This window comes from Cupriavidus sp. KB_39 (assembly GCF_052114485.1).
In the GTDB taxonomy this organism is placed as follows: Bacteria; Pseudomonadota; Gammaproteobacteria; order Burkholderiales; family Burkholderiaceae; genus Cupriavidus.
This window is the reverse complement of record NZ_JBFREV010000038.1, coordinates 16079-36876: the sequence shown is the minus strand read 5'-3', so window position 1 is coordinate 36876 and position 20798 is coordinate 16079. Positions and strand designations below refer to the sequence as shown.

Genomic DNA, 20798 nt, shown 5'->3' with positions numbered 1-20798 from the left:
CACGATGCAAGACACCCCATTCGACGCACGCAGGCGGACCCTGCTGAAAGCCGGCGGCGCGGYTGCTGCGRCKGCGGCCAGCGGCGGGGCACTTGCCCAGGCTTTCGAGTTCAAGCCGAGCCAGCGCTATCCCGACGCGGCCGTGGAGATCCTCGACCCCAGCTTTGCCAAATACCGCCTGTTCAGTTCCACCGTGGAGCAGCTCGCCACGGGCTTCCGCTGGGTGGAAGGGCCGGTCTGGTTCGGCGACGGCCGCTACCTGCTGTTCTCGGATATCCCCAACAACCGCATCATTCGCTACGACGAAGCCGCCAACCAGTGGAGCGTCTTCCGCCAGCCGGCCAACTTCAGCAACGGCCACTGCCGCGACAAGCAGGGCCGGCTGATCAGTTGCGAACACCTGACGCGCCGCGTCACCCGCACCGAGTACGACGGCTCCATCACGGTGCTGGCGGACCGCTACCAGGGCAAGCGCTTCAACTCGCCCAACGACATCGTCTGCAAGTCCGACGGCTCGCTGTGGTTCTCCGATCCGCCGTTCGGCATCGGCGGCGAGTGGGAGGGAGACAAGGCCACGCCAGAACTGCCGCACGCGGTCTATCGGATTGATCCGAAAGACAACGCGGTCACGCAGGTCATTGCCGATCTGAACGGCCCGAACGGCCTGTGCTTCTCGCCGGACGAGAAGAAGCTCTACGTGATCGAGGCGCGCGCGCAGCCGCACCGCGTGGTCTGGGCCTATGACGTGGCGGCGGACGGCGGTCTGTCGAACAAGACCAAGCTGATCGACGCCAACGGCCCCGGCGCGCTGGACGGCATGAAGTGCGACGTGGATGGCAACATCTGGGCCGGCTGGGGCAGTAGCGGGGCGCCCGGCGCGGACCCGGCCAAGCTGGACGGCGTGCGCGTGTTCAATCCRCAGGGCAAGGCCATCGGCCATATCCACCTGCCGGAACGCTGCCCGAACCTCTGCTTTGGCGGCCCCAAGCGCAACCGTCTCTATATGGCGTCCAGCCACTCGCTGTACGCGCTGTACGTGGAGACGCGCGGCGCGGTCTGATTCTCGATATTCATCGAAAATCGCTGAAAAGTTTCATCTCGCCGACGAGAAAACTGAATTCCATTCCGTATGGATTCTGTCAGCATGCCTGCATGCTGGCAGATACGGGATGGGGGCAATCGATGATGGGGAAGTCGGTTCTTCTTTATGGTGCGGCGGCGTGTTGCGCGGGCCTGGTCCCGCTGGCCGCGCAGGCCACGGAGGGGGCGCTGGGTCGCCCGGTGTCCGGCACCAGCGTGCAGGCCAATGCAGGCGTGGTACCGCCCGAGCCGGTCTGGGTGGTCAACTTCGGCGAGATCTACCTCGACGGCTCCGTGGGCAATGACCGGCAGGTGCCCATCGGCGGGCGAACCACGCTCGGCGTGGAAGCCAAGATCGCCTTCACGCTGGCCACCGCCATGAAGGTCTGGGATACCGGCCCCGGCGCATGGAACTTCGCCTCCAGCTTCACGTTGCCCTATGTCTGGACCACCGTGCACGCCACGGCCGGCGCCAGCGGCGCGCTGGGCAACTTCTCGACCGGCACGTCGGACCGGGCTTCGAACTTGTTCGATATCTAYTTCGCCCCGATCATCGCCGGCTATCACTTCTCCAAGACCAGCCACATGGCGTTGAGCTTCAACGTCTGGGCGCCGACCGGCCAGTACAACAAGGACGCGCTGGCCAACCCGAGCCTGAACAACTGGACCTTCATCCCCCAGGTGGCCTTCACCCACCTGATGCCGCAGTACGGGCTGGAGTTCAATGCCGTGGGCGCGTTCCAGTTCTACACGCGMAACACGGCCACGGACTACCAGAACGCGCCRCTGTTCACGCTGGACGTGATGGGCGTGAAGCGCTTCGGCCCGTGGGGCGTGGGGCTGGTCATGGGCACGGTGCAGCAGCTCGGCGGCGATAGCGGCCCCACGGCAGACCTGCTGCACGGCTTCCACGGCCACGACTTCGCCATGGGGCCGATCGTCACCTACGACACCAAGCTTGGCGGCAAGCATCCGCTCTCGTTCGGGCTGCGCTGGGTGCCGACGGTGAGCAGCAAGAACCGGCTCGACAGCACCTCCACCTTCATGGCGACTGTCACATTGGTGCTGTAGCAGCATTCCACCTCAAGCAACGAYTCACTGACAATACGCACGACTATCACTTTCCTGTCACGAATCGCCGGCACCATCGGCGCTCAAACTAGAAATCAGGGAAGTCTGAAATGCGTTATACCCACTCCGCGATCGGGATCGCGGCAGCTGTGCTTGTCTCCGCCTTGTTCTACGGCTGCAACAGCAGCGACGATGCCCCGGCATCGAACCCGGCCACGCCTTCCGGCCCGTCCACCCCGGCTACCCCCAACGATCCCAGCACGCCGGACAACCCCAAGCCCGCCGAAGTGACCGGCAAATGGACCACCGGCGACCTGCACGTCCACACCGTGGAATCGGACGACGCCCAGAGCCTGCTCGCCAACGTGCTGGACGAGGCGCTGGTCAAGAACAACCTCGACTGGACCGCCATTTCGAACCACCTGCGCCCGTCCACGCGCGACCAGAACGGCACCAACATCGTCGGCGGCCCGCTGCCGTTCTCACGGGCCATGGCCGAGTACGAGATGCCGGCCGTGCGCCAGATGCAGGTCAATGGCTCGTACGTCAACAAACTGATCTTCTCGGCCTTCGAATGGGACATGCCCACCCATGACCACATGAACGTGGGCATTTTCGGCGGCGCSCCGCTGGGCACGGCCACCAAGGCGGCCAACGAGTTCGAATACTTCTTCACGAACCGCCCCGACACCCAGTTCGATCCGGTGGACGTGGCCAACTGGAACGCCAAGGGCCCGCGCGCCTTTACCACCCACGCGGACGCCGTGAAGGCCGTGGCCTGGCTGCGCGACAACTATCCCGACACCAGCTACGCGCTGATCAACCACCCCTCGCGCAACACGGGCAAGTACACCGCCGCCGACTACCGCGAATTCAACGACACCGCCCCGAACATCGCCTTCGGCGTGGAGGGCATGGTCGGCAACCAGATGGAGCCAGACCGCGGCGGCTATACCACCGCCTACGTGAACGCCAACCTGAAGAACCGCGTCTACGGTGGCGTGGACTACGTGGTGGCGCAGGTCGGCGGCATCTGGGATGCGCTGCTCGGTGACGGCCGGCGCTTCTGGAACGTGGCCGAYTCCGACCACCACTTCAAGACCATCGGCWCGAACAGCAGCGGCTACTTCCCGGGCGAGTACGCCAAGACCTATGTCTGGATCGAAAACCAGTACACGGGCATCAAGGGCGTGCTGGAGGGCGTGCGCTCGGGCCGCATGTTCTCGGTGTTCGGCGACCTGATCAACGCGCTCGACTTCAACGTGGCCGGCGCCGCCGGCAAGAGCGAGATGGGCGGCGAGCTGAAGGCCCGCGCGGGCGAAACCGTGAAGGTGACCATCCGCTTCAAGAGCCCGGACCGCAACCACTTCGAGTACCCGATCAACAGCGGCATCAACGTCAACGTGCGTCCCACGGTGGACCACATCGACCTGATCGCCGGGGAYGTGACGCCGCGCGCCGCGGCCGGCACGGCGGGCTACAGCAAGGAAACCAACGACTCGACCAAGGTGATCGCCACCTTCACGTCGGCCGACTGGAAGCTGGATTCGGACGGGTACTACGCCGTGACCTACACCTACACGGCGACGAAGAACCAGTACTTCCGCCTGCGTGGCACCAACCTCGGCATGAACGTGGCGGRTGAGACCCAGGACGGCAATCCGCTCCCGGACGCCAAGACCACGGTCACCGAGGACGCCGCGCGCTTCAACGCCATCAACGCCCGCAACTACAACGACCTCTGGTTCTACTCGAACCCGGTCTTCGTGACCGTGGGTTCGTGACCGTGGGTTCGTGATGGTAGGTAGCTGAGTTTGTGGCGTTAAACGAMGGGTCGAGATAATGTTAATTATCAAGKCACCTWCGTTTGTGTAAGAGGTGGTTTTCCCCTCTCCCGGAAGCGGGAGGGGGGAGAAAAACAAACAGCGGTATCATCGCGCCCTTCGCCTTGATGTCCGCATTGCACCTTGTCTGACCCTGAACGTACTGCCGTCCGTCGCCGGCAGCGCCCGCCGGTTGCTCCGGAGCGGCTGCTTGGCCCGCATCACTTCGCTTTCTATCGCGGTTATCTCGAAGGCATCGACCTCGCCCGGCTGGCTGACCGCTATCTGGAGACGGGGCTGGACCTGCGCGTCGCCCGGACCACCATCGGCTGGATCGAGTCCGAATTGGCGCGCGGCGTCAAACGGCTGGAAACCCGCGAAGACGGCCAGCCGACCATCTCCGAGCGCGCCTGGCTGGCGCTGTTCCGCACGCCGGCCGACGAGAGCGCYACCGCGCGCCAGAACCGTCGCCGCAAGCTGTTGCGCGTGCTCGACGCSCTCAAGCCCCAACTGGTTTCCCGCCCCACGCGCGATGACGCCGTAACTGGCTGGTTCGCGCCGGCCATCGCCCAGCGGCTGGTCGAGGCGGGCTGGGCCACGCTCGGCGCGCTGCAAGCCGTGATCGGCCATGAGGGGCCGCGCTGGCACCGCCATGCGCGGCGCATCGGCGACCATACCGCCCGGCGCATCGAGGCCTGGCTGGCCGATCAGGCCGAGGATATCGGCGCGATTCCCGCCGCCGCACTGGTGCCCCGCCGCACCGCCACGGCGGCCGAATTGGCGAGCCTGCGCGCGCCGTCAGCGGCGGTGGCGCCGCTCGAATCGCTGCTGCTGCCGCCCGCGCTGGACGGCCGGCAGGGCCATAACCGCACGCCGCATGGCGTCGATTCCCGCATTTCCGCCCAGAACGACCTGATGGCCATCCACGCCTGGCTGGGCGTGCATCCGCCCGTGGGCGGCCACACCTGGCGCGCCTATCGCACGCAGGCCGAGCGCTTCCTGCTCTGGGCCGTGTTCGCGCGCGGCAAGGCCTTGTCCGATCTGACCGTCGAGGATTGCAGCGCCTACCTGATCTTCCTGGCCGATCCGCAGCCGGCGGCCCAGTGGGTCGGCCCGCGCGGCACGCCGCGCTATCGCCACGACTGGCGGCCGTTCGAGGGGCCGCTGTCGGCGGGCAGCGTGCGGCAGGCGTTCACCATCGTCAAATCGCTGTGCGCGTGGCTCGTCAACGCGCAGTACCTGCGCTACAACCCGTTCGAGCTGCTGCCCAAGCCCAAGGCGGCGGGGCAGGGCCGTATCAAGGTGGCGCGCAGCTTTACCGACGCCCAGTGGCAGTTCCTGCGCAAGTTCACGGCCGCGCTGCCGGGCGATGACCCGCGCACGGCGCGGCTCCAGTTCATGCTGCGCTTTGTCTACGCCACCGGCTTGCGGATTTCCGAGCAGGCGCAGGTGACCGTGGGCGACCTCGCCCAGCAGGATCTGGCTGCCGACCAGCGCGGCGTGTGGACGCTCTCCTTCGTCGGCAAGGGCACGCGCGCCCGTGAGGTGCATGTGCCGGGCCCGGTGATCGAGGCGCTGCGGGACTATCTGGAAGCGCGCGGACTGGGGCGCGAGCTGGAGCGGCTGCACCCGTCCACGCCGCTGATTGGCCGGGTGAAGGACGATGGCGCCGTGGGCCGGCTGTCCGTGGCGCAGCTCGATGCCATCTGGAAGGGCTTCTTCGCGCAGGCGGCGCAGGCCATGGCCGCCGATGACCCGGCCGGCGCGGCACGGCTCGGACAGGCCAGCGCGCACTGGCTGCGCCACACCTTCGGCTCGCATGCGATTGCACGCGGGGTGGCGCTGGATGTGGTGCAGCACCAGTTGGGCCATGCCTCGCTGGCGACGACGTCGATCTACGTCCACGCCGAGGACGCCCGCCGCGCGCGCGAACTCGATCAGGCGGGCATGTACTAGTCGGCTGCGGGCAGGCAGTCCAGGAACGCCTGCGCCAGCGCCGGCACCGGGCGCTGCTGGTTGTGCAGGACATAGCTTTCGAACGGGATGGCCGGCTCGAAGCGAATGGCGCGCACCCCCGGCAGCTTCAGGCTGCGCACCACCACCGGGTTCACCACGCTGACGCCGAGGCCCATCTCCACCATCGTGCAGATGGTGGCCGCGTAGGGCGTTTCCAGCGTCAGCACGCGCCGGTCCGGCACAAAGGCGGCATCGACGATGGCGCGCGTGCCATCGCCATGGGTGAGGGAGATGAAGCGCTCGCCGTCGAGGTCCGCCGCGTGGACCACCCGCTTGCGCGCCAGGCGGTGGTCGGCGGGCACGATGCACACCCCGGGCTCGTCGCGCAGCAGCGCGCTGTCGATGCCCGCCGTCTCCACCACGTAGGACACCAGCCCGAAGTCGCAGAACTGGTTCGCCGTCCATTTGGCGACGGTCGGCGAGTCACTGGTATGCACGGCGATGGGCACGTCCGGGTGCTGCTCCCGGAACCGGGCGATGGCCTGCGGCATCACGCTCATGGCGATCGACGGCACGGTGCCGATGCGTAGCGTGCCGACGCCCCCCTCCCGGATCGACCGCGCCGAGGCGCGCAGGCTGTCGAGCCCGAGGAAGGAACGCTCCACGTCCCGGAACAGGGCTTCGGCCTCCACGGTCGGCGTCAGCCGGCCGGCAATCCTCGCAAATAGCTTGAATCCCGTCTCCCGCTCCAGTTGCGAGATCACGCGGCTGATGTTCGGCTGCGAGGTGTGCAGCTGGGTGGCGGCGGTCGTCATCGAGCCGGTCACCATCACGGCCCGGAAGGCTTCGATCTGTTTGAAATTCATACGGGCGATGGTATATCAAATCCGTATGTRCAGGCCGAAAYAACTGATTTGACGATATGACMGTCGGATTTCCATACTTGGCTCCAACGTACCGGAGAACAACACACGTATGGAATCGAAAGTCAGCCGCCGCCTGACCCAGGCCACCGCCCCCGAGGTCTGCGAACACATCTACCTGCCGCGCCTGGCGCGCGAATTCGGCAGTGGATTCCCGTATTTGAGCGATATCAACCAGGCGCACCTGCTGATGCTGCACGGCGCCGGGCTGGTGCCGGCCGAGGTGGCCGCGCAACTGGCGCAGGCGCTGGTGCGCATCGAGGCGGARGGCCCGGACGCCGTGCCGCTGGACCCGGCCCGCGAGGACGCCTATTTCAACTACGAGGCCCGGCTGATGGCACTGGCCGGCGCCGACGTGGGCGGCCGCCTGCACGTGGCGCGCAGCCGCAACGACATCCTGGCCACTCACGACCGCCTGCGCGCCCGTGACGCCGCGCTGGCCATCCTCGACGAACTGCTGGCCACCCGCACGGTGCTGCTGGACAAGGCTGCCGAGCATGCCGGCACGGTCATGCCCGGCTACACCCACCTGCAATCGGCCCAGCCGGTCACCTACGGCTATTACCTGGCCGGCGTGGCCGAGTCGCTGGGGCGGGACATCGCCCGGCTCCGGCAGGCGCTGGCCCGGCTCGATGCCTGCCCGCTCGGCGCCGGTGCGCTGGCCGGCACGGCGTTCCCSATCGACCGCACGGCCACGGCGCGCTGGCTCGGTTTCTCCGGCCCCACCACCAATTCGCTGGATGGCGTGGCCTCGCGCGACGTTGCGTGGGAAATCCTCGCTGCCATCACCATCGGCACGGTCACCTGGGGCCGCGTGGCGCAGGATCTTTATGTCTGGGCGACGCCGGAATTCGGGCTGATCGACTTCCCGGACAGCGTGGCCGGCACGTCGAGCATCATGCCGCAGAAGAAAAACCCGGTCGTGCTCGAGTACCTGAAGGGGAAGGGCGGTCACATGATCGGTCTGCTCACGGCCTCGCTGGCGGCGCTGAAGGGCAGCCATTTCACGCATAGCGGCGACGGCAACCGCGAAAGCATGCGCGGCTTCTGGGAGGCGGCGGACGAGTGCAAGCGCTGCGTGGCCCTGCTGCGGCTGGTGCTGACCCACGCCACGCCACAGGCCGGTCACATGCTGGCGCGCGCCCGCCGGGACTTTTCGATGGCCACCGATCTGGCCGACACGCTGGTGCGCAGCGCCGGCATGTCGTTCCGCGAGGCCCACCACGTGGTGGGCGCGGTGGTGCGCGATGCGCTGGACCGCCATCTGCCCGCCAATGAGATCGATTCGGCGATGGTCGATGCGGCGGCGCTGCGCCACACGGGCCGCGCCGTGCACCTGTCGCCCGAGGCAGTGGCGCGCAGCCTCGACCCCGAATGCGGCGTGGCCGCCCGCACCGCTGCCGGCGGGCCATCGCCCGTGCTGGTGCAGGCGCAGGTTCTGGCCCAACAGGCCGACCTGATCGCCGCGCGAGGTGATGTGGACGYCATGCGCGAGCGSGTGTTGACGGATCGCGCCGCGCTGAAACGGGCCATCGCCGAACTTGCGAGCACGGGGACGTCGATCGATTGACGCGCTCCGGGTGGCGGCTTCAAGCCGCGATCGCCGCCCCCCACCAGTCCCGGATCGCATGGGCGAGGGTGTCGCCCTGGTGCAGCCCGGCGGCGGCGCTGGCCGGGCGGCGGGCGGGGTCGAGGACGTTCGGGCCCATCGCTTCCAGCGCGGCCGGGCTGGGCGCCACCACATGCACCGCGCAGCCCGCCGCCTGCAGCGCCGCCACTTCGGCGCCCAGGTGGCCGCTGACCGGGTTGCCTTCGGCATAGCCGAACGGCGACAGGACCAGCACCCGCTCCGCGTCGATGGCCACCTCGGCGTTGGTCATCGACGCAATCCCCCCATCTATATAGAAGGCGTCGCCGATCTGCACCGGCGGCCAGACGCCCGGCACGGCGCAACTGGCGGACACGGCCTCTACCAGCGGCACGCCGCTGGCCGCATCGAACACCCGGCGCGCGCCGGTGGCGGCATCCACGGCCGCCACGCGCAGCGGATGCCCGGGCCAGTCGGCCTGGGGCAGCCGCGCGGCGATGATGGCGCGGCGCGCGGCCGGGGCGGGGGTCTCGCTGCGGCGGGCGAAGTCGCCGATGCGCTGGCGCGCCGCCGTCAGGTCGCCCTCGACCTTGGCCACCAGCTTGCGGTTCTGCGCGTCGGCTTCGGCCTGCGAGTAGGGACGGAACTGCTCGGGGGAATCGGCGGGCGGATGCAGTTGGGCATGCAGCAGCGCCTCGATGTGCAGGCCGCACGCCAGCTGGGCGCCGACCACCGAGCCAGCCGACGTGCCGACGAACAGCCCGGCGCGATGCACGGCCACGCCGGCCCCCGCCAGCCCGGCCAGCACGCCGACTTCCCACGCAATGCCCGCTACGCCGCCGCCGCCGAACACGGCAGCCGTGCGGAATCGATGCTGGCCGGCCATCAGATGATGCCCTCCAGCGCCAGTTGCCGTTGCGCGTCGTCGTCGATGCCGAGCAGCTCGCCGTAGATCTCGGCGTTGTGCTGGCCCAGTGCCGGCGCCGGCTCGATCGGTTTGGCSGGCACGCCCGAGAACTTCGGGAACACGCCCGCCATCTTCACCGGGCCGATCTTCGGGTGCTCCACCGTGGCGATGCTCTCCCGCGCCGCGTAGTGCGGGTCCTGCATGATGTCCTCGATGGTGTAGATGAAGGAGTAGGCCAGCCGCGCGGCGTCCAGCTTGCGGCACAGCGCGTCCTCCGGCTCCGCGGCGATCCAGTCCGCGACCAGCCGGTTCAGCTCGTCCACATGCTCCCAGCGCTGGCTGTGCGAGGCGTAGCGCGGGTCTTCGGCCAGATCCGGGCGCCCCATGGCCACGCAGAGCCGCTGGAAGCCGGCGTCCGCCGAGCAGGTGAAGATCAGGTAGCGCCCGTCGCGCGTGCGGAAGTGCTCGCCCGGCGCGGCGGCGAAATGCTTGTTGCCGCGCCGCTCGCGCACCACGCCCAGCCGGTCGTACTCGGGCACCAGCACCTCGGTGAAYCGGATGATGGACTCGTACATCGACAGGTCGATTTCCTGCCCCTCGCCGCCGTGCACGTCACGGTGGTAAAGCGCCATCATTAGCGCGAAGGCACCGAGGATGGCGGTCTGGTAGTCGGCGGTGGAGGTGCCGCTGCGCACCGGCGGGCGGTCCGGGTAGCCGGTGATGCCCATCAGGCCGCCGAAGGCCAGCCCGATGCGGTCATAGCCGGCGCGCTCCCGGTACGGGCCGGTCTGCCCGAAGCCGGACACGCGCAGCATGATCAGGCCCGGGTTGTGCTGGCGCAGCGTCTCGAAGCCGCAGTTCCATTTCTCGAGCGTGCCGGGGCGGAAGTTTTCCACCACGGCGTCCACCTCGCGCACCAGGCGGTACAGCAGCGCCTGCCCGGCCGGCTCGCGCAGGTTCAGCGTGATCGACTTCTTGTTGCGCGCCTCCACCTGCCAGTACAGGCATTCGTCGTCCACAAAGGGGCCGAGGTCGCGCACGGTGTCGCCGCGCTCGGGCACCTCCACCTTGATGACTTCGGCGCCAAAGTCGCCGAACAGCGTGCAGGCYACCGGCCCCGCGACCATCGTGCCGAGGTCGAGGATGCGCAGGCCGCTCAGCATGTGCGGGCCGGGCGTTTTCATGACCGGTCCTCCAGCGTGGCGGGTTCTGCGTCGGCAGCGGGCGACTCGGCCGCCTCGGCCGGCGCAGTCTTCAGCCGGTAGTCAGAGAAATCGGCCTTGCGCGTCATGTGCCAGTAGTCGTCGTTGCGGAACGGCGTGGTGGCCACCACGCGGCCCTGCGCGTTGCGATACCAGTTGCTCATGCCCTTGTGGGTCCAGATCATGGCGTTATGGGCGGCCTGCACGCGCTGGTTGAAGGCGTCGTGGCGGTCGCGCCGGATCTCGATCTCGAAGCGCCCCGCGCTGTGCGCCATGGCCTGCCGCACGATGTTGAGGATGTAGCTGACCTGCGTCTCCAGCAGCGAGACCACGCTGCCGCCGTGGCCGAGCGCCGTGTTCGGCCCGGCCAGCATGAAGAAGTTGGGGAAGTCCGGCACGGCCACGCCAAGGTAGGCTTCGGCGCCGTGGCGGTCCCACGCCTCGCGCACGGAGCGCCCGCCCCGGCCAAATAGCTGAAACGAGGCCAGCATGTTGATGGCGTCGAAGCCGGTGGCAACGATCAGCACATCGGCCTCATGCCGCTCGCCCTTGTCCGTGACCACCGCGTTGCCTTCCACCCGGGCGATGCCGCCCGTGACCAGCGAGACGTGCGGGCGGGCCATCGTGCGATACCAGCCGTTGTCCATCAGCATGCGCTTGCCGAACGGGGGGTACTCGGGCAGCACGTCCGGCAGCAGGTCCTGGCGCTCGCCCAGCTCGGCCTTGATGTAGTCCGTGAAGTASGCGCGRTGSCGGTCGTTGGTCTGGTTGATGGCGCGCTCCGGGTGCGGCCATGCCGGGTCGATCTGGAGCGAGCCGTGGATGCGGTCGTTGAAGATGTAGGCCAGCCGCTGGCGATACCACTCCTGATAGAACGGCACCTCGCGCAGCAGGAAGCGCGCGGACTCCGGCACCGGCTTCTGGAACTTCTCGAAGGGGGCGGCCCACTGGCGCGAGCGCTGGAACACGGTCAGCGCGGCCACGTGGTCGGCAATGGCCGGCACCACCTGCATCGCGCTGGCGCCATTGCCGATCACGGCCACGCGCTTGCCGGTCACGTCCAGGCCCTCGGGCCAGCGGGCAGTGTGGAAGCAGGGACCGTCGAACTGGTCGAGCCCTTCGATATCGGGCATCTTCGGCACATTGAGCAGCCCCACGGCGCTGATGACCATGTCGGCGTGCAGCGTTTCGGCCTGGCCTTCGGCGTCGAGCGTGTGGACGGTCCAGCGCAGCGAGGACTCATCGTAGTGGGCCGATTGCACCGTGGTGCGCAGCCGGATATGGCGGCGCACGCCGAAGCGGTCCGCCACGTCCTCGAAGTATTGCTGGATCTCGCCGCGCAGCGCGAAGTAGCGCGACCAGTCGCCCTTGGCGAACGAGTACGAGTAGATATGGTTCGGCGTATCCACGCCGGCGCCCGGGTAGCGGTTCTCGTACCACGTGCCGCCCACCTCGTCGTTCTTCTCGATCAGCACGAAGGGGATGCCGGCACCCTGCAGGCGGATGGCGGCGCACAGCCCCGCCACGCCGGCCCCGATCACGATCACGCGGAAGCCTTCGGGCACGTCGATACGGCCGCGCTGGTCAATGCGCATGTCCGCGTCCAGCCCCAGCCAGGCGGCGATCATCGGCCCGTAGGAGGCCGGGATGTCCTCGCCCACGCTCAGCCGCATCATGGCGACCAGCGTGTCCGGGTCTGGCGCGGGCAGTGCGGGGGCCACGCCGGACTTCCACGCCAGGATGGCGTCGCGGGCGGCGGCCAACATTTCCGCGCGGACCTCATCGGGTAGCCCACCGGGATCGTTGTCTTCCAGGCCGCGGATGCGCGAGCACTGGTAGCGCGGATCGAGCCAGCGGCGGTCCCCGGTCAGGTGCAGCAGCACCATCAGCAGGGTGGGGTAGTTGGCGCCTTGCAGGGCGTGGTCGAGCGTGGCCTGCCATTTGGCGGCGGCCTGGATGTCGGTCGTCATGGGGCGAGGGAGTCGGATGGATGGGGAGTTACTGGGCGCTTATTGGCCGCTTACTGGGCAGTCAGACCGGCGGACTTCACGACGGCGCCCCACTTGGCGTACTCGGCGCGGATGTCCCGGGCGAACGCCTGCGGCGTGTCCGTGTTGGGCTCGAAGCCGAGCGTCAGCAGCTTGTCGCGCACCTCGGGCTTGGCCATGATCGTGCGCAGGTGGCCGTTCAGGCGGGTGACGATGGCCTCGGGGGTGTCCTTCGGCGCCACAAGGCCCAGCCAGCCCACCGCCTGGTAGCCGGCCACGCCAGCTTCGGCGACCGTCGGCACGTCCGGCAGGATGGCGGAGCGCTTGTTATCCAGTACGGCCAGCGCGCGCAGCTTGCCGGCCTTGATATTGGCCTGCTGGGCGCCGATGGTGTCCACCATCACCGGCACGCGGCCCGCCATGACGTCGATGGACGCCTGGCCGCCGCCGGGATAGGACACCGAGCCCATGCGCAGATCGGCCTTGGCGGCGAACAGCCGCATCGCCAGCTCGAACGCCTGGGCGCCGGAGGCGAACATCATCGGGTCCGGCTGCGCGCGGGCGGTCTGGATCAGCGACGGCACGCTGTTGAACGGCGCGGACGGCGCGCCCACCATCACCATCGGCGCCGTGGCGATCATGCTGACCGGCTCGAACGCGGTCAGCGGGTCATACGGCGTGGCCTTGACCAGATGCGGCCCGATCACCATGGTGCCGCTGACCGCCACGCCCAGCGTGTAGCCGTCCGGCGCGCTCTTGGCGACGGTGCCCATGCCGAGCATGCCGCCCACGCCCGGGCGGTTTTCCACCACCACCGGCTGGCCGATCATCGCGCCCAGCTCGTTGGCGATGATTCGCCCCACCGTGTCGGACGCGCCGCCGGCGGTATAGCCCACCACCAGTCGCACCGGCCGGGTCGGCCAGGTGTCGGCACGAGCGGGCGCGGGTAGCTGCAGCGAGGCGGCCAGCCCAAGCAGGATGGCCAGTCGCGGCAAGGAAAGCACGCGGGGGATCGCACTGGCGAGGCGGCGGAACGTCATGGGTTGTCTCCGGGTGTGTGCACGTGTTCGTGCTTGGTATGGTTGCATTTCATCCCGGACGTGTTCAGTATTCAAACGAAATCTTTACCAATATTCACTATGTGAACATCTCGACCGGGGAGAGGCCGAAAACATGACAAAAGCAGAGACAGAAGCAGAGACGGAAGCCGGCGAGGACACCGGCAGCGCTCCCAAGGGTGCACAGACCGTCACACGGGCGATGGTGCTGCTCAAGCTGATTGCGGCCCATCACCCGACCGGCGTGGCGCTGGGCGTGCTGGCGCAGGCGGCCGGGCTGGACCGCGCCACCGCCTACCGGCTGGCGACGAGTCTGGTCGAATCCGGCATGGTCGAGCGCGAACAACGGCTGTACCGGCTCGGGCTGGACGCCATGCAGCTCGGGCTGGCGGCGATGAAAGGCGCGCCGATCCTGGACCGCTGCCGCCCCGTGATGCAGCGGCTGGCGCGGCGCACCGAGGACACGGTTTTCCTCGTGGTGCGCAATGGCGACTACGGCCACTGCCTCCATTGCGAGGAGGGCGCGTTTCCGGTCAAGGCGCTGGTGCTGCAGGTGGGCGGCATGCGCGTGCTCGGCATCGGCTCGGCGGGCGTGACGCTGCTGTCGATGCTCGACGATGGCGAGATTGCCGCGCTCTACGCGCGCCATACGTCCGAATTCACGCCGCACGGGCTGTCGCTGGCCAAGCTGCGCACGCTGGTGACGCGCGCGCGCTCGGCCGGGCTGGCCAAGACGGACAGCCTCGTCAACGAGGGCGTGAGCGGCGTCGGCATGCGCTTCGAAATCACGCCGGGCAACTTCGCGGCGGTGAGCGTGGCCGCCATCCGCAGCCGCATGCAGGAGTCCCGCAAGCAGTGGATTGCCGACCTGATCGCCGAAGAACTGCGCTCGGCGGGCTTCCGGTGCGCGTATGCTGGGACCGGGCTGGATGGCGCCCCGGGTGCCGATCTGGCGTAGCACCTTCGACCCCAACGGAGAACGGACGATGCGAATCCCCCTGCGTGGCATGGCCTGTCTGGCGATATGTCTGATGCTTGGCGCAGGCCCGGCTGGGGCGACTGGGCCGGCGGATGGCGTGGAAACCTACACCGGACTCTGCGACGCCTCGGCCGGCTTCGCCTTCGGCCCCGACCACTTCGTCGTGGTGGGCGACGAGCACAACGTGCTGACGGTGTACCAGGCCGATCAGCCGCGCGCGGTCAAGACCTTCACGCTTGGCGGCTTCCTCGGCACCGATGACGATGGCGAGTCGGACCTCGAAGGAGCCGCCGTTGTCGGCCAGCGCGCCTACGTCATCTCGTCGCACGGCCGCAATGCCAAGGGCAAGGAGCAGGGGCGCCGGCACCGGTTCTTCGCGGTGGAACTCGATCCGGGCCGGCTGTCGCTGAAGCCGGTGGGCCGGCCCTACAAGGATCTGCTGAAAGATCTCGTGGCGTCTCCGGCGCTGGCCTCGCTGCCGCTCAAGACGGCCGCCGAACGGGCACCGGAAAGCCCGGGTGGGCTCAATATCGAAGGACTCGCGGCAGCGGATGGCGGCTTGCTGATCGGCTTCCGCAATCCGCTGGTCGATGGCAAGGCCATCCTCGTGCCGCTGGAGAACCCTGATGGGCTCATCGACGGCAAGCCGGCGAAGTTTGGCAGCCCGCTACTGCTCGATCTGGGCGGACGGGGCATCCGCAGCATCGAGCGCGTGGGGCAGGGGTATGTGATCGCCGCAGGGCCGGTGGCTGACCATGGCACCTTCGCCCTATATAAATGGTCCGGCGCCGCCAATGACCGGCCCGTGGCGTTCGGCCAGGCCGCCATCGCCACGCTGAAGCCGGAAGCCATCTTCACGATGCCGGGCACGCAGCGCCTGCGCATTCTCAGCGACGACGGCGGTGTGCTGCGCGATGGCGTGGCATGCAAGCGCCTGCCGGCGGCCCGGCAGGGGTTCCGCAGCGTGACGGTGGCGCCGTAAGCCGGGGCGGGTTAACGCACCAGCACCGCGCGGCCGATATAGAGCACCGGGCCGGTCGGGCGGCCGATGGGCGATCCGGCGGCGGGCTCGAGCGTGATCTCGAACAACTGGTTGTCCTGGAGGGCCGGCAGGCGGTCCAGCGCGACATCGAGCGACTGGTCRGCCTGTACCAGACCCAGCGAGACCGGCCCGCTCCAGTCGTCGGCCTTGGTCCAGAATTGCAGCGCGCGATTGGTCGGCGCGGCCTGCGCGCCGAGCGGAATCAGTTTCAGGCGGCGCGGGCGGCGCGAACGCGCGCAGGCCCAGCATGGCGGCCAGCAGCAGCGAGCAGGCCGTCGCTCCGAAGGTAATACCGCGCCAGAGCGCCAGCGAATGCCACCATCCGGGCGTGCCGGTGGCAGGCGTGGCGGATCATGGTGGGGCTCCTTGGTGTGTCGTGGATCGGTGCGAACCCGGAGGCCGCACAGACGCTACACACCAGCGGAGCGATTGGATGCAGTCAGGCGGAAGTATTTATCCGGCCGACTTGCCTGCGGCGGCCTGGAGGATCAGGTTGGCCACCTCCTGCGGGCGGGACAGCAACGAGACGTGGCTCGCCGGAATCTCCACGGTCTGCGCGCCCATGCGCTTGGCCATGAAGCGTTCGAGGTCCGGGTTGATCGTGCGGTCCTGGGTCGACACCGCGTACCACGTCGGCTTGTCGCGCCAGGCCGCCACGGTGGTCTTCGCCATGGTGATGGCCTTGCCCATCGGCTGCTGGACGGCGTAGTAGCCACGCGCCTGCGTTTCCGGCAGATCCCCGGCGAAGTCGTGCAGGAATGCCTGTTCGGAAAGCCGGCCGTATCCATCCGCACCCCATTGCAATCCGCCCGAGGCCGGCGCGGCGGGGAACGTCTTTGTCAGCGCGGGGTAGTCCTCGCCGGCGTCCGGCGCGCGGGCGGCGATATAGACCAGCCCGGCCACTTTCGAGTCATCGCCGGCCTGGCTGATGACCATGCCGCCGTAGGAGTGCGCCACGAGCAGCGTGGGGCCGTCCTGGACCGCCAGGGCGCGCTTGACCGCATCGACGTCCGCGTCCAGCGATGTCGTCGGGTTCTGCACCGAAGTGACGTGGTAGCCCTTCGCCTGCAACAGCGGAATGACCTTCTCCCAGCTCGATCCATCGGCATACAGGCCGTGCACCAGCACGATGTTCTTGACGGGGACGGTGTTCGCCRGCGAMGGSGTCTGCGCCATGGCGCCGGAGGCGAGRGTGAGGGCGGCGAGCGCGGCCAGGGTGGCCGGGAGGGTGCGGTGGAGTTTCATGGTCAGTCCTTTCGATCAGGTAGAGGGATGAATTGCAGCGTCATGGGCTGTCTGCRGTCAGACGAACCRCCCGCGCCGGCTATTCCGTCTCCGGTGACTTCCTGCCCGCAGCCCCGTGGGATCGTGCAAACATCGTGCGAAATCCGCCGGCGACCCGCCGCGCCCGGGCAATATCGATAGTTGAAAGACTTCGTTGTGCGCGCCGCGCCCCTTTCCGATACTGAATGYCGCTCCGCATTCCAATCTGAACAGGGACTYCCGATGCCGTCGCACTCCGTGGCCAACACCCGCCGTACCGCGCTCAAACAACTCGTATCCCTCGCCGTTGCCGGCGGCGCAGGCTCGCTGCTGGCCGCGTGCTCTCGTGGCGACGAGACCGCCACGCCGAAAGCGGCGGCCGGTGCGCCGGCGGTGGTCGGCAAGGTTGGCGACAAGGTGCGCTTCCGTTACCCGGACAACCCGACCTTCGATCTGGTCTACCTGGCCGACCAGCTCGGTTATTTCGAAGGCACGAACACGCGGCCCGAGTACATCGGCAAGGTGGCGGCGCCCCAGATCATCCCGCTGGTGGGCACGGGCGAGATCGATTTCGGCTCACGCATGGTGCCGCTGGTGATCTCGGCGGTGGCCAGCGGCTCCGACATCAAGGTAGTGGCGGCCGGCAACAAGACGCTGCAGGACGCGCCGCACATGAAGTACTTCGTGCGCAAGGCGTCCGGCATCCGCGCCCCGAAAGACCTCGAAGGCAAGACCGTCGGCATCAACAGCTTCGGCGCGTGCGCGGAGTTCGTCACCAAGACGTACCTGCGCGAGAAGGGCGTGGACGTCAACAAGATCAACTTCGTCGTGATTCCGGACGATCAGGCCGAGCAGACGCTGGTCACCGGCAACACCGACCTGGCGATCATCCACGCACCGTTCTCGGGCCGCGCCGACCACGCCGACAAGCTGGTGCGGCTGTGGAGCGACTTCGACCTCGACGCCGGGCTGGGCGGCATGCAGCCCTACAGCGCGCACGGCAAGTTCATTCGCGAGCATCCGGAATCCGTGCGCGACGTCGTGACCGCGCTCGCCAAGGCGGCCAACTGGGTCAACGCGAACCCGGAGGACGCGCGCAAGCTGGTGTCCAAGCGCATCAACCTGCAGCTCGACTACGTGGACCGCTACGCCTACGTCGATAACCTCGTCGTCACCGAGCCGCCGATCCAGTATTACATCGACGTCCTCGAAACCGAGGGCAAGCTCCCCAAGGGCAAAGTCGCCGCGCGCGATCTCTACACGAACGAGTTCAATCCGTACGCCACGCAGGGACCGGCGAAGGCATGAGCACGACCGACTCCCACAAGATCACCGCGCGCGGCGTGCGCATGGACTATGCCGTGCGCAACGAGGCGGGGCGCCCGGAGAACGTGGCCGTGCTGCGCGACTTCGACCTTGATATCCGCGACGGCGAACTGCTGTCGATCCTGGGGCCGTCCGGCTGCGGCAAGTCGACYTTCCTGAGCATCCTCGCYGGCCTGACTGACCGCACCGGTGGCAACATCGCCATCGACGGCAAGCCGCTGCAGGGCATCAACCCGGCGCAGGGCGTGGTGTTCCAGGGCTACGCCTTGTTCCCGTGGCGTACCGTGCTCGAGAACATCGAGGTCGGCCTCGAGATTCGCGGCGTGCCGCGTGCGGAGCGGCGGCGCATTGCGGGGGAGTACCTCGAACTGGTAGGGCTGACCGGCTTCGGCCCGCGCTTTCCGCATGAAATCTCGGGCGGCATGAAGCAGCGCGTGGCGATTGCGCGCGCGCTGGCCTACAAGCCCGAAGTGCTGCTGATGGACGAACCATTCGCCGCGCTGGACGCACAGACGCGCGAGATCCTGCAAGGCGAACTGCTGCGGATCTGGGAGCAGACGCGCAAGACCATCGTGTTCATCACCCACAGTATCGACGAGGCGATCTTCCTGTCGGACCGCATCGCCATCATGACGCGGCGCCCGGGTACGGTGAAGGCGATTCTCGACGTGCCGCTGCCGCGCCCACGCGCGCCCGAGGTGCGAAATTCSGAAGCGTTCGTGCGACTGCGCCAGCAGGCGTGGGACGTGCTCAAGGACGAAGTGCAGTTCGCGAACCCGGCCGCCGTGCCGCGCCCGCTCGGCGCCACGGCCAATCCCGGCGAGCGTGCGGCCGCCGAACCTGTGCTGGCGAGGGCCGCATCATGAGCGGAAAAGCCACCGACCGCGCGCTCGGCGTGCTGGGCATCATCGGCTTCCTGCTGCTGTGGGAGCTGGTGCCACGGCTGGGCATCGTCAGCGCCGCCTACCTGAGTCCGCCATCGCAGATCCTGGGCGCCATCTGGCAGCTGATTGGCAGCGGCGCGCTGTGGAAACACCTGCTCGCCAGCCTCCAGCGCTCGCTGTGGGGCCTGGCCGCCGCCATCGGGCTCGGCGTGACGCTGGGCCTGCTGATGGGCTGGTTCAGCCGCTTCGAGGCGATTGTCGATCCGATTCTGCAACTGTTCCGGCAGACCTCGGCCTTCGCGCTGTTCCCGGTGTTCATCCTGTTCCTTGGTATCGGCGAGACCTCGAAGGTGGCGATCATCTTCTGGGCGTCGTTCTGGCCGGTGCTGCTGAGCACGATTGGCGGCGTCAAGCAGGTGGACCGGCTGTTGATCGACTCGGCCCGCTCGATGGGCGCGTCGCGGCTGTTCGTGTTCCGCAAGGTCGTGCTGCCGGCGGCGTCGCCATCGATCTTCACGGGTGTGCGGCTGGCGGGCACGTATTGCATCACCGCGCTGGTGGCGGCGGAGATGATCGGCGCGCATTCCGGGCTCGGCTTCATGACGCTCAACGCGCAGGAGGTCTTCCAGATTCCGACCATGTACGCGGGCATCCTGCTGCTGGCGGTGCTGGGGCTGGTGCTCAACTACGGGCTGGCACGGGTGGAGCGCCGCATGACGCGCTGGCGCAAGGGGCTCACGCTCAATGGCTGAGATCGCGTCCGAATGCGGGTGCGCGCCGGTCGCCGCAGCGCCACGTTCGATTCCCGGCGCGTGGCATGCCATCGCGCTGGCGGTGGCGGCCGGCCTGCTCGGCCTGGCTGCCGCGCCACGCTGGCTAGAACAGTCGCCGCATCTTGTCGAACGATTGCCGGTTGCCTTGCAGGCGGGGGCGCGGTACCTGGAGCGGGAGCCCGACTGGACGACGCTGCCGCGCGGCCCGTTGCTCGAAGCCGTGCGGGCGCGTGGCGAGYTGGTGGTGGGCGTGCGGCARTACGCCCGTCCCGCGCCGCCTAGCCGGCCGACGCCGCCTGAACCCGATGCGTTCGATGTCTCGCTCGCGCGCTATCTTGCTGAACGATTGCAGGTGCGTCTGCGGGTAGTCGGCCTGCCTGCCGATGCGCGCGGCGTGAGCGTGCCCGGTGTCGATCTTGTGGTGGCCGGCGCCATCGATAGCGGTCCGTATGCCGTGCCGACCGCCTACACCGGCGGCGCCGGCGCGCTCGTCACGCTGCGCGGCAGCGACTATCGTGCGCCGAGTGATCTCGCCGGGCGCGCGGTCTGTGTCGCACAGGGTAGCCCTTATGCGCATCCCGTCACGGAGACGCTGGGCGCGCAGGTACGTTCGTATTCTTCGTCGATCCGCGCCGTGGCCGCGTTTATGGCCGGCGAATGCCAGGCGCTGGCGGAAGACGCCCCTGTGGTGGCGCGGCTGATGGGATTGCCCGAGTGGCGCTTCTATCGGCGGCTCGACGCGGGCCTGCTTCCCGACAACGCCGGTCCGCAGATCGTGATCCGGCAGGACGACTCCCGCTCCGCMGCGTGGCTCGATCGCGCCGTGCGGCATTGGAAGATMGGCGGGGCGCTCGCCACTGCCCGTACGCAGCGCGCCGGCGATATTGCCTACGAAGCCAGCCAGCTTGGCGACGGCCTCGTCTGCCATTCCTGAC

18 protein-coding genes are annotated in these 20798 nt (G+C 68.3%); 11 read left to right on the top strand and 7 right to left on the bottom strand.

Going from position 1 to position 20798, the window contains the following annotated elements; translation table 11 throughout:
* Window positions 1–4 precede the first annotated feature (4 nt).
* From AB4Z27_RS23365 to AB4Z27_RS23350, 4 genes are all read left to right on the top strand, one after another.
* Complete coding sequence (locus AB4Z27_RS23365) at window positions 5–1060, top strand: SMP-30/gluconolactonase/LRE family protein (RefSeq protein ID WP_441645370.1); 1056 nt, start codon at window positions 5–7, stop codon at window positions 1058–1060.
* A 122-nt stretch (window positions 1061–1182) separates the two neighbouring features.
* Complete coding sequence (locus tag AB4Z27_RS23360; RefSeq protein ID WP_255370978.1) at window positions 1183–2151, top strand: SphA family protein; 969 nt, start codon at window positions 1183–1185, stop codon at window positions 2149–2151.
* A 110-nt stretch (window positions 2152–2261) separates the two neighbouring features.
* Window positions 2262–3935, top strand: a complete 1674-nt coding sequence (locus AB4Z27_RS23355) for an S-layer protein (RefSeq protein WP_441645369.1) — start codon at window positions 2262–2264, stop codon at window positions 3933–3935.
* A 183-nt stretch (window positions 3936–4118) separates the two neighbouring features.
* Window positions 4119–5930 carry a tyrosine-type recombinase/integrase gene (locus AB4Z27_RS23350; protein ID WP_441593002.1) on the top strand — a complete coding sequence of 604 codons (1812 nt, stop codon included), beginning with the start codon at window positions 4119–4121 and terminating at the stop codon, window positions 5928–5930.
* On the opposite strand, the gene AB4Z27_RS23345 is transcribed toward AB4Z27_RS23350, so the two are convergent.
* A complete protein-coding gene (locus tag AB4Z27_RS23345; protein ID WP_441593004.1) occupies window positions 5927–6796 on the bottom strand; it encodes a LysR family transcriptional regulator in 870 nt (289 codons plus the stop codon). The genes AB4Z27_RS23350 and AB4Z27_RS23345 overlap by 4 nt on opposite strands.
* Window positions 6797–6905: 109 nt before the next feature.
* On the opposite strand from AB4Z27_RS23345, the gene argH reads away from it, so the two are divergent.
* A complete protein-coding gene (gene argH / locus AB4Z27_RS23340) occupies window positions 6906–8423 on the top strand; it encodes an argininosuccinate lyase (RefSeq protein WP_441645368.1) in 1518 nt (505 codons plus the stop codon).
* 19 nt (window positions 8424–8442) lie between these two features.
* Here the strand turns inward: argH and AB4Z27_RS23335 are convergent, their stop codons facing one another.
* The 4 genes from AB4Z27_RS23335 to AB4Z27_RS23320 are packed head-to-tail and all read right to left on the bottom strand — an operon-like array spanning window position 8443 to window position 13578.
* On the bottom strand, window positions 8443–9327 hold the full coding sequence (locus AB4Z27_RS23335) for a patatin-like phospholipase family protein (protein ID WP_441645367.1): 885 nt from the start codon (window positions 9325–9327) through the stop codon (window positions 8443–8445).
* Window positions 9327–10532: a CaiB/BaiF CoA transferase family protein gene (locus tag AB4Z27_RS23330; RefSeq protein ID WP_092300559.1), complete on the bottom strand. Its 1206-nt coding sequence runs from the start codon at window positions 10530–10532 to the stop codon at window positions 9327–9329. Before AB4Z27_RS23330 ends, AB4Z27_RS23335 begins: the two co-directional genes overlap by 1 nt.
* The gene (locus AB4Z27_RS23325) at window positions 10529–12520 is read right to left on the bottom strand and encodes a flavin-containing monooxygenase (protein WP_092300556.1); all 1992 of its coding nucleotides are present in this window, start codon (window positions 12518–12520) and stop codon (window positions 10529–10531) included. The genes AB4Z27_RS23330 and AB4Z27_RS23325 overlap by 4 nt, the downstream gene beginning before the upstream one ends.
* Before the next feature lie 50 nt (window positions 12521–12570).
* Window positions 12571–13578 carry a Bug family tripartite tricarboxylate transporter substrate binding protein gene (locus AB4Z27_RS23320; protein ID WP_441593011.1) on the bottom strand — a complete coding sequence of 336 codons (1008 nt, stop codon included), beginning with the start codon at window positions 13576–13578 and terminating at the stop codon, window positions 12571–12573.
* Between the two features lie 133 nt (window positions 13579–13711).
* Here AB4Z27_RS23320 and AB4Z27_RS23315 point away from each other — a divergent pair, with 133 nt between their 5' ends.
* Together AB4Z27_RS23315 and AB4Z27_RS23310 are read left to right on the top strand one after the other, a co-directional pair.
* Window positions 13712–14554, top strand: coding sequence for an IclR family transcriptional regulator (locus tag AB4Z27_RS23315; protein WP_092300551.1), 843 nt, complete (start codon window positions 13712–13714; stop codon window positions 14552–14554).
* A 28-nt stretch (window positions 14555–14582) separates the two neighbouring features.
* Complete coding sequence (locus AB4Z27_RS23310) at window positions 14583–15557, top strand: DUF3616 domain-containing protein (RefSeq protein WP_441645366.1); 975 nt, start codon at window positions 14583–14585, stop codon at window positions 15555–15557.
* An 11-nt stretch (window positions 15558–15568) separates the two neighbouring features.
* On the opposite strand, the gene AB4Z27_RS23305 is transcribed toward AB4Z27_RS23310, so the two are convergent.
* Both AB4Z27_RS23305 and AB4Z27_RS23300 read right to left on the bottom strand, forming a co-directional pair.
* Window positions 15569–15781, bottom strand: a complete 213-nt coding sequence (locus tag AB4Z27_RS23305) for an anti-sigma factor domain-containing protein (protein WP_441645377.1) — start codon at window positions 15779–15781, stop codon at window positions 15569–15571.
* A gap of 289 nt (window positions 15782–16070) precedes the next feature.
* Window positions 16071–16862 (bottom strand): alpha/beta hydrolase, encoded by a 792-nt coding sequence (locus AB4Z27_RS23300; protein WP_441645365.1) that lies wholly within the window; start codon window positions 16860–16862, stop codon window positions 16071–16073.
* A 261-nt stretch (window positions 16863–17123) separates the two neighbouring features.
* On the opposite strand from AB4Z27_RS23300, the gene AB4Z27_RS23295 reads away from it, so the two are divergent.
* The 4 genes from AB4Z27_RS23295 to AB4Z27_RS23280 are packed head-to-tail and all read left to right on the top strand — an operon-like array spanning window position 17124 to window position 20797.
* Entirely contained in the window at window positions 17124–18188 is a 1065-nt protein-coding gene (locus AB4Z27_RS23295) for an ABC transporter substrate-binding protein (protein ID WP_441645364.1), read from the top strand.
* Window positions 18185–19072, top strand: coding sequence for an ABC transporter ATP-binding protein (locus AB4Z27_RS23290; RefSeq protein WP_092300530.1), 888 nt, complete (start codon window positions 18185–18187; stop codon window positions 19070–19072). Before AB4Z27_RS23295 ends, AB4Z27_RS23290 begins: the two co-directional genes overlap by 4 nt.
* Window positions 19069–19842 carry an ABC transporter permease gene (locus AB4Z27_RS23285; RefSeq protein ID WP_092300528.1) on the top strand — a complete coding sequence of 258 codons (774 nt, stop codon included), beginning with the start codon at window positions 19069–19071 and terminating at the stop codon, window positions 19840–19842. The genes AB4Z27_RS23290 and AB4Z27_RS23285 overlap by 4 nt, the downstream gene beginning before the upstream one ends.
* Complete coding sequence (locus AB4Z27_RS23280; protein ID WP_441645363.1) at window positions 19835–20797, top strand: ABC transporter substrate-binding protein; 963 nt, start codon at window positions 19835–19837, stop codon at window positions 20795–20797. Before AB4Z27_RS23285 ends, AB4Z27_RS23280 begins: the two co-directional genes overlap by 8 nt.
* The last annotated feature ends 1 nt before the right edge of the window (window position 20798 follow it).